Consider the following 8,380-nt stretch of genomic DNA (forward strand, 5'->3'; position numbering starts at 1 on the left):
GGGTCCTCCCCATAGCGAGTATAACCCTATTAATATTTGTGTTTTTCGCTCACGACAAAAAAGGCTATTTGCTATACTTAGTGTATTTGTATTTAACTCAATAGAACTCATAAATTGAAGACATAAGATTCTTTTATCGCAATTTAAATTTCTTTTTAGCTCTTAGTCGAATGAGAATGCATTTTAATAATACAAAATATTGAATATTGTGATACTTTGGTGTACAAGATATTTAGTGTGCATTAAAATTGTTTACAAGTCTCCATCAAGGAAACCCCTACCGTTTAGCATGAAATAGCTCACATGACGTAATTAATGAAAAACTTATCAAGCTCCAATTCGCGTATTCTATCCCAATCTTGTTTAACGTATGGGAAGACATGAGTTCGAAATTCTTCACCAAAACTTTTCTTTCCCATGTATTCCTGGAGAACATCTAGTATCGTTTTGCATAAATCTAAAAGTGTTAGCTTCAGTGTTGAAACAGTTAATTCAGGATTAAAGACATTTACAGATAACACATCAAGAAAGGTCTTTTCACTATCATATATACTTGAAAGTTCTTCTATGTTTAAAACACTCTTATGAGCTTTTATTATTTCCATTAACTTGAGCTCTAAATTTGCTTTAATTGACATCTCTCTAAAATATGGAAAGCTAATTTTTGCTATCCTTGAAAAAATCTGCTGAAAAACCTCTAAAAAGTCCATTTTTTCAGCAATAGATGTCGTAGCTTCGACCTCTACCCAAGAGCCTATTAAATCCCTCAAAGGAAACATAAATTTTTTGAATTTATCTCGATCTCCAAGCCAATTCCTGAGAAAGTCCTCATGATTTTCTTTGAGACCAGGAAATTCGTCTATAAAACTATCCCTTATTAAATCAATCTGTGCTTTAAGGCTAGATGAACTATCTGTCTTATCCGCTGCCATAACAAAAAGAAGTCCGTGTGAAAGGCAATAAATCATATTATAGTCTCCCATTTCCATGCTTTCTATACCAAGACCACCTATTTCCGTCTCAGCAAACGAATATATAGCAGATAAAAATCCTGATAGCAAATCTTCTTCCGTCTCGATAGAACCTAGTTTATCGTGAAACAGAAGCCTTCCACTTTTCTCTAGAATCCACACATTATGAATCATAGTGCTCACATGACAAAATTAAGTATTTTTAAGACTTTTTCCGTATTAAACGCCCTATCCCTGCTTACTAGTATACTTATCATGGTTTAATAAAAAAGTTGTCCCTTAAAAAAGGAATATTCGAATGTAACTGTAACTTCTAAACTTCTGATAGTCTCGCTTCTTACGATAAGCTCAATTTTACTGATAATAAGCGTGCTAAAATTAATTTCCTGGCAGTTTACATTCCGTTAACTCTTCGTCTCTTAATTTTCCTCTCACGAGCGATGCAAAAACACCCACAATACAAAGGATGACGAAGATGATAAATGCTACTTGCACACTCATTAAGAAGAGTGGATAATTTTCAGGAGTTATTTGAACTCGTCCGATGAATAAGTTAAACAATAGCATTGCTGTTGCCATGCTGAGCAGTTGCCCAATCAGACGCATCGTTCCAACCATTCCAGAAGCTACACCGTAACATTTCTTCTCGACTGAGCTCATAATTGCATTTGTATTGGGAGATGAAAATAACGCAAAGCCTAAGCCAAGGAGACATAAACTCGCTATGATAAACTCCAATGCTGTTGTTTCTGATAGAATAAAAGCGAATATTGAAAGTCCTACGACGATCAATGTCATACCACTTGAGGCAACGATACGCGGTTCAATTCTGTCAGAAAGCTTGCCAGCAAATGGTGAAAAAATTGCTTGCATAACTGGTTGTGCCAATAGAATCATACCCGCATTTAGAGGGCTAAAATTTTTTATGTACTGTAAATATAAACTTAAAAGAAAACCTACAGCAAATGTTGCACTATAATTAATCAACGCAGCCATATTAGAGAAAGTAAAGACTCTGTTTGTTCTAAATAGAGTTACATCCAAAATAGGATGTTCCACCTTCAATTCCCAGAAAATAAAAAGAGTAAGTCCTAAAAAGCCTGCTAAAATTAACCATGCCCCCATTATCGCTGGCAACAAAGAAAGTCCATACATAATCGCTATAAGCATAACGCTCCAAAGTATAGAACCAGTATAATCGAATTTTTCTCCCTCTGCTTCTGCCCATTCTTTCCCTTTAAATTTCCAGAAAATAAAAATAAGTGTTATTGCGCCTAGAGGCACGTTTGAAAGAAATACGCTTCTCCATCCGAACTGTTGGGTTAGAAATCCGCCTAAGAATGGACCAACAGAAAGTCCAAAATAAACAGCGGCCACATTAATTCCCAATGCTTTACCTCGCTCTCCTGGAGGGAATACTGAAGTCAAAATTGCGACGCCTGTGCCGAAGATCATTGAAGCGCCAAAGCCCTCTATAAAACGAAAGGCAACAAGCCATTCTCCAGATGGTGAATTCGCTGAAAGGATGGCAGAAAGTGTGTAAATGAATATACCAATACTGAACACCTTTTTTCTTCCGTAAATATCAGCTATTCTTCCAATTGAGACCAAAAAAATTGCAGCTGCCAAAAGGTAAGCTGTAGCAACCCAACTTAATAACACAGCATCCATTCCATACTCATTGGCAATTGTGGGAAGAGCAATGTTAACAGCCGAACCCATGAAGGGTGTAAGGAATCCTGCCATAGTAGCTACAATTAACGCATACTTCTTGATTTCATCATCATTCATAACGGTCGATCACTTATGACCGACTTATATGTCTTGCTATTTAAGTTATTAAAAAACTAAAATTCATCCATTGGCTTTTTTAAGTTATTCTAAATCCATTTTGTATCCGCAGTCACGACATTCGTATAAATAAAATGCGACTAGCCCTCCACATTTTGGACAACAATATTTATTCAGTTGTTCTTTCAACCAGTTTATTTCACCGATTTCCTTAATTCTTTTGAGATTATCAACTATCTCTTCTCGATACCTAAACTTTTTGTCACCTAGGTGAGATTTTTGGAGACGAGTGATCAGCGTACACGGTAACTCACTACATTGATTACAAGAATCAAATTTGTGTTCATCAATACAACAGCGTCGAATTTTGCAACCCCACTTACTGGTGCGTTTCTGAGTTCTATCATCAGAACTACAGCCATAACAAGTTCCTTTATAGAACGATGGACAAGCACCACAGTATACTCCACAGGGGGCTGCTAAATCTTCGAGTTCGTGCTTCATAGCAATCAGCCATTGTAGTTTGCTATTGTTATTTTGACTTGACAGGCTGTCTTATTACCGTCTTCCATTTTTCTTCTGGAGTTCGCCTTGGATCTGATAAATATATTTCGTGGTGTTTTTCTATTAAGCCATCAAACTCGCAGTCATTATTTCGAATGAACTTGTGCAGTTTCTCTATTGTTGGTCCTTCGGCAGAATAATGACCGATATGCATTATTTGTGCGGATAATCCTTCTTGAAAACTCTCAAATCTAAGCTTAGGAAGAGCTGGTGGATTCTTTTTTTCCTTAACTTGTTCGATAGCTTCCTTGATTAAAGTTTTTGTCACTTGTGAAGGCTGTACGATCATTGCAGTCCATTTCCACGCATCTTTATTACCGACCAGAAAATCTTTCATGTTGTTAGACCACCAAAGACCTTCCAGTGGCATTACGACGTAGTCTTGTGCTGGTTTTTTCTTTTTCACCATAAACTTGACGGTGTAACTAACACTATAAAGTGCTTCAATTGCCACCTTGTATTCTTGAGCAGTATTAGGATCGCCTTCACCGTCTAACATTAAAAAATTCATTTCAGGAACGTCAACAAAGACGCATTCTTTTGTTGATGGAAAGTATAAATGTTTTAGTTCTTTCTTTAAGTCTTTTTTTGCCATAAGTTTTACCTCCTTTCATTTTATAATATCTTCTTCTATAAATTTGACAAATAATTCAAGCCACAACTTTTCTGTTTTTAAATATGCTAAAGGTCTGCTAAAAAGTGCAGTTACAAAATAAGGAGAATTATTTTCTTCATGTTGATAGTGTGCTTTTTCAATGAAGTCAATACTTTGATCTAAAGATTTTATATACTTCTTTAAGCACTCAACAACTACATCAGGTTTTAAAATTGGGATATGAGCAATACCAAGGTCAAGAGGAGAGATTAATTTTGCGGGTTCTGATAGTAATACTCTGACTTTTTTTTGTAAAACTGAATTACCCTTTTTTGTTAGACTATAAACCCTCCTAGACGGTTTACCCTCGATATCCATCATCTTGCTGCCAATTAGACCTTTATCTTCGAGTTTATTCAACAAATAATAGATGCTCGAAAAACCTATTTCAGTCCAAGCACGATATCCTCTTTCCTCTATTACTTTCTCAATTTCGTAGCCATAACGAGATTTTTCTGCCAGTAATCCAAGTATAGCTGTTTCACGATTGGTTATTTTGGTCATTTATATTCCGATTTTTCATATTCTAATTTTAGAATATATATTATAGTACTAGAATATTAACTTTATCTTCATCAATAGACAATGTATTAAAACATGTCACCAGAACAAAGAGAAATAAAATTAAGGCCACATCACGTTTGGGGATTACATGACATTCAGGAAAATACTGATCACTATTATCTCCCCAATGAAGAATATATAGTTAAATGGAGAGAACAAGAAGGGGAAATCAAATATACTGAGAAATTGATATTGCATGGTAGAGATACAATTAGATTTCTTTTTGAAAATCCAGATTATGAGTTCACATATATTGATGGAAAAACTGAAGTTGATACAATCTGCTTAGAATGCAATACTTTCGAAGAATGCCACGATCCCGAATGCGAATCATTTCACAATGCACAGAAATGGGATGAAGACGCACTAAAAGCAATGCCATTTTTGAAAACGATGGAATTCGGAAAAAAATACAATCTGAATAAGTTCAATGAAATTCGAGACGCATTTCAAAGAAGTGTAAGCCAATGATGGACTCTGAAAAACAATCTCTCTTCTCTAGGAAAACATTTGATGACCGTTTCTTGACAAAATAAGCTCTTACATGCGATAGGTTTTAAAATACAGGCTATATTGGCTTAGCTGGTATCACGTTATTAATAATCTGTTTTGTTAATGCAAAAAAAGGTTTTTTCAAATTGAATCCACTTTTCGAAGACGTTTCAAAGAAGTATAAATCCCTTTCCATCGCAAAATTGCGTCCTTCTTCCTCTGTAACAACCCTGAATTCCTCAAGATCCTGCTTTGTTGCAACTAAAATTTTTGGAATATTTCCGCAATAATTCTCAACATTTCTAATCCACTTTGGAACATTCTCGAAGGATGCTCTTTTTGTAATATCGTAGCAGCAGAGAGCCCCAAGCGCCCCTCGATAATAAATTGGACTCACATATTGAAAGCGCTCCTGACCTCCAGTATCCCAGATCTGCAGTTTTACTGTTGTCTGCTTTATTTTGAGAAATTTTACCGAAAGGTCTACACCTAATGTCATTTTGTATTTTGTCTGAAATTTTCCTGTGATAAGTTTTTGTGTTAACGTTGTTTTTCCTACTGCGCCGTCCCCGACGACAATCATTTTGAAGAGATAATCCGCTGTCATTGAAATTCCCAAATAAAGCAATTCTATAAGTTTAACATCGATTTTTTATTTAAACTCAATTATAAGCTGCAGTCAGCTGAAGAAGTTTCATATATTCTTTATCAATATTTCTCTAATTAACCAGCTTTCAAACAATATTATATATTTTCTGAGAGAAATCTCAACAATTTCTGTAATATATGCAACGATCTTTTTAGAAAACGCCGTAAATTCTGTGTATTTACAATCTAATTATCTTTATCTGCTTCAAATCGTTCTTCTTTTAATGTTTTAATGGTCAGAATATGTATAGTAACCCCGATGGCTATTATAACTAAGATTATCCGTACTATCAAATCGTTAACAATGAAATAAGTTGAAAATCCTATGGTAAGCCATAAGAATGTTATAGACAATAATTTTGCTTTTAGAGGAATACCTTTTCCTTCGTAATAATTTCTAATATAGCTACCAAACCATTTATTGCTTATTAACCAATTGTATAGTTTCTTTGAACTCCTTGCATAACAATATGCAGCAAGCAGGAGAAAAGGCGTAGTAGGCAAAAGCGGTATAAAAATTCCAATAATCCCCAGTGCTAAAGAAAGAGTTCCGGTAACTACCAATGCACCTTTGAACAGTTTCTGTCGAAAAGTAATAGTTATATTGGCATCATTGATATCCTTTTCTTCGCTTTTATCCATTGTTCCACCATCATTTCAACATTGAACACTATAGTTTACCTGTTTTGAAGTACGTTGCAATTTTCTCAGCGACTTTTTCTTGTTCTCTCCAATTACCATAGATAATGTCTTTTGAAATCAGTTTTTTTATCATTTTTCTAATATTTTTGTCTATTTTTCCTGCTGGTGCGTTCTTGAAAGGTGTTGAAGGTAAGGGCATAAATGTATGTGCATGAATTCTTGCCTCCATTTTTACTAAATCGCTCATAACCTTTATTGTTAATTCAATATCTTCTTCATTTTCTTCAGGTAATCCAAAGACAAAGTCTACATTAGCATTAAGACCTTTTTTTAATGTCAGTTCAACAGAATTATATACATCTTCAACAGTATGACCTCTATGACACAAATCTAATACCCTTTGACTTCCGGATTGTGCACCGATAATTAAGTTGTCGTTATGTGCATATTTTAAAACTAAATCTATGGTTTCCTCGGTTACATGCTTTGGTCGGACTTCTGATGGAAAAGATCCTAAGAAAACTTTTCCTGAATCAAAAATTTCACTAACATCACTGAGCAATCTTTCTAATCTTGAAATGTTTAATTTTTTTCCATCTAGTGAGCCGTAGGAAAACGCACTCGGTGCAATGAATCTAAGAAATGTAAGGTTTCGATTTTTCATAATTTGAACATACTTACAAATTACTTCTATACTTCGATGTCTTATTTGCCCTCCAAATAAATAAGGTGTTTGACAGAAATAGCAGAAATAGGGGCAGCCTCTCGTTATTTCGATATAGCCGAATCGATTATGTTTGACAGCAAAAGGTGGGTATCTATCTAAATCGATAGGAGGTCTTCGACCAGTATAGCAGTATTCACCTTCGTCGTCTAAAAAGGCTATTCCTTTGACAGTACTATAAGTTTCATTGTTATCTATCTTCTTAAGAAGTTCAATTAGGGTTTCTTCCCCTTCTCCTCTTATGACTACATCAAATCCCATTCTAAGCGTTCCTATTGGATCTCCTGTTGGATGAGGACCTCCTGTTATGAATAGTGGTTTATTTTTGTATTTTTCTCTCAAATCCCTAATCAGTCTATAAGTTTCCCAAAGTTGAGGTGTACAAAATGAAATTCCAACGATCACTTCTTCATGTTTATTGATTATAGTCCCTAATCCTGAGATTAGTTCATTTTCGCGGCTAATGAAATAGATTGGTAAATTATCAAAATACTCATCTGTTTCTAGTGCTCCAACTAAAGCATTGAAACTGAACCTAGTCTGTTTGTTATAATACAGCACTAAAGCTATGTTTTTTTCCATAATTAATCATCCTTTTCTCTTAACAGCGAAAACAGAGTTTGGATAATTTGGTTAATGCAAACAGCGTTTTGTTTTTTGGTCTAGTTGGACGTTTTTATTGAAATAAATTTATCTATAGAACCATAGTAATCGAATCTACAATAAAATAATATTCAACTTCAGGTAGGGAGTTCAATTGCGAGAGTTTACAAGACCTAATATAGTTGTTAGTAAATGTCTCGGATTTGCCGCATGCCGATGGAATGCTGAAATAATTCAAGCGGACAATATTAAAAAACTTGAACCGTATGTAAATTTCATTCCCGTGTGTCCAGAGGTTGAAATTGGCCTAGGAATCCCTCGTGATCCGATACAAATTGTCTCCATGAATGGTGAAGAGAAACTTATACAGCCTGCAAGTGGAAATGATTTAACAGAAAAGATGATTAAATTTACAGACTTATTTTTGTCCTCCTTGGATGAAATTGATGGTTTTATCTTAAAAAGCCGCTCTCCTTCGTGTGGTATTAATGATGTAAAGATATATCCAAGCTTAGAAACAACAGATCCAATAAGTTCTAATAATTCAGGCTTTTTTGGTAGAAGAGTTCTTGAAATTTTTCCTGATTTAGCGATAAATGATGAATGTCAACTAAAAGACAGCAAAATAAGACAAGATTTTCTAAAAAAACTTTTTACCCGCGCTTGTTTTCGTGAAGGCCAAAAAGTCAATAAAATAGAAGATTTTGTGAAACGTAACTTCAAGAA

Annotated in this window: 10 protein-coding genes; 2 read left to right on the plus strand and 8 right to left on the minus strand. The window is 34.7% G+C overall.

The window, feature by feature from the left end:
• Positions 1 to 299: 299 nt before the first annotated feature.
• From QVB70_RS03610 to QVB70_RS03630, 5 genes are all read right to left on the minus strand, one after another.
• Positions 300 to 1,145, minus strand: a complete 846-nt coding sequence (locus tag QVB70_RS03610; protein ID WP_287583476.1) for a hypothetical protein — start codon at positions 1,143 to 1,145, stop codon at positions 300 to 302.
• A 204-nt stretch (positions 1,146 to 1,349) separates the two neighbouring features.
• On the minus strand, positions 1,350 to 2,762 hold the full coding sequence (locus QVB70_RS03615) for an MFS transporter (protein ID WP_287583478.1): 1,413 nt from the start codon (positions 2,760 to 2,762) through the stop codon (positions 1,350 to 1,352).
• 84 nt (positions 2,763 to 2,846) lie between these two features.
• The gene (locus QVB70_RS03620; protein ID WP_287583480.1) at positions 2,847 to 3,266 is read right to left on the minus strand and encodes a DUF3795 domain-containing protein; all 420 of its coding nucleotides are present in this window, start codon (positions 3,264 to 3,266) and stop codon (positions 2,847 to 2,849) included.
• Positions 3,267 to 3,294: 28 nt separating this feature from the next.
• Positions 3,295 to 3,921 (minus strand): GyrI-like domain-containing protein, encoded by a 627-nt coding sequence (locus tag QVB70_RS03625; RefSeq protein WP_287583482.1) that lies wholly within the window; start codon positions 3,919 to 3,921, stop codon positions 3,295 to 3,297.
• Between the two features lie 15 nt (positions 3,922 to 3,936).
• Positions 3,937 to 4,485 (minus strand): PadR family transcriptional regulator, encoded by a 549-nt coding sequence (locus QVB70_RS03630; RefSeq protein WP_287583484.1) that lies wholly within the window; start codon positions 4,483 to 4,485, stop codon positions 3,937 to 3,939.
• A 93-nt stretch (positions 4,486 to 4,578) separates the two neighbouring features.
• Between QVB70_RS03630 and QVB70_RS03635 the strand changes: the two genes are divergently transcribed.
• Positions 4,579 to 5,016: a hypothetical protein gene (locus QVB70_RS03635; protein ID WP_287583486.1), complete on the plus strand. Its 438-nt coding sequence runs from the start codon at positions 4,579 to 4,581 to the stop codon at positions 5,014 to 5,016.
• A 97-nt stretch (positions 5,017 to 5,113) separates the two neighbouring features.
• On the opposite strand, the gene QVB70_RS03640 is transcribed toward QVB70_RS03635, so the two are convergent.
• From QVB70_RS03640 to QVB70_RS03650, 3 genes are all read right to left on the minus strand, one after another.
• Positions 5,114 to 5,644, minus strand: coding sequence for a Rab family GTPase (locus QVB70_RS03640; protein WP_287583487.1), 531 nt, complete (start codon positions 5,642 to 5,644; stop codon positions 5,114 to 5,116).
• A 227-nt stretch (positions 5,645 to 5,871) separates the two neighbouring features.
• Positions 5,872 to 6,327, minus strand: a complete 456-nt coding sequence (locus QVB70_RS03645) for a YbaN family protein (protein WP_287583489.1) — start codon at positions 6,325 to 6,327, stop codon at positions 5,872 to 5,874.
• A 28-nt stretch (positions 6,328 to 6,355) separates the two neighbouring features.
• A complete protein-coding gene (locus QVB70_RS03650) occupies positions 6,356 to 7,633 on the minus strand; it encodes a TIGR04013 family B12-binding domain/radical SAM domain-containing protein (protein WP_287583491.1) in 1,278 nt (425 codons plus the stop codon).
• A gap of 175 nt (positions 7,634 to 7,808) precedes the next feature.
• Here QVB70_RS03650 and QVB70_RS03655 point away from each other — a divergent pair.
• Positions 7,809 to 8,380 (plus strand): DUF523 domain-containing protein (locus QVB70_RS03655; protein ID WP_287583493.1); only part of this gene is annotated, 572 nt, incomplete at its 3' end.

It is taken from the genome of Candidatus Borrarchaeum sp. (genome assembly GCF_019058535.1).
GTDB lineage: Archaea > Asgardarchaeota > Sifarchaeia > Borrarchaeales > Borrarchaeaceae > Borrarchaeum > Borrarchaeum weybense.

Coding starts and splice junctions, on each gene's coding strand:
- QVB70_RS03610 (WP_287583476.1), bottom strand. CDS start 1,145: ATGATTCATAATGTGTGGATTCTAGAGAAAAGTGGAAGGCTTCTGTTT.
- QVB70_RS03615 (WP_287583478.1), bottom strand. CDS start 2,762: ATGAATGATGATGAAATCAAGAAGTATGCGTTAATTGTAGCTACTATG.
- QVB70_RS03620 (WP_287583480.1), bottom strand. CDS start 3,266: ATGAAGCACGAACTCGAAGATTTAGCAGCCCCCTGTGGAGTATACTGT.
- QVB70_RS03625 (WP_287583482.1), bottom strand. CDS start 3,921: ATGGCAAAAAAAGACTTAAAGAAAGAACTAAAACATTTATACTTTCCA.
- QVB70_RS03630 (WP_287583484.1), bottom strand. CDS start 4,485: ATGACCAAAATAACCAATCGTGAAACAGCTATACTTGGATTACTGGCA.
- QVB70_RS03635 (WP_287583486.1), top strand. CDS start 4,579: ATGTCACCAGAACAAAGAGAAATAAAATTAAGGCCACATCACGTTTGG.
- QVB70_RS03640 (WP_287583487.1), bottom strand. CDS start 5,644: ATGACAGCGGATTATCTCTTCAAAATGATTGTCGTCGGGGACGGCGCA.
- QVB70_RS03645 (WP_287583489.1), bottom strand. CDS start 6,327: ATGGATAAAAGCGAAGAAAAGGATATCAATGATGCCAATATAACTATT.
- QVB70_RS03650 (WP_287583491.1), bottom strand. CDS start 7,633: ATGGAAAAAAACATAGCTTTAGTGCTGTATTATAACAAACAGACTAGG.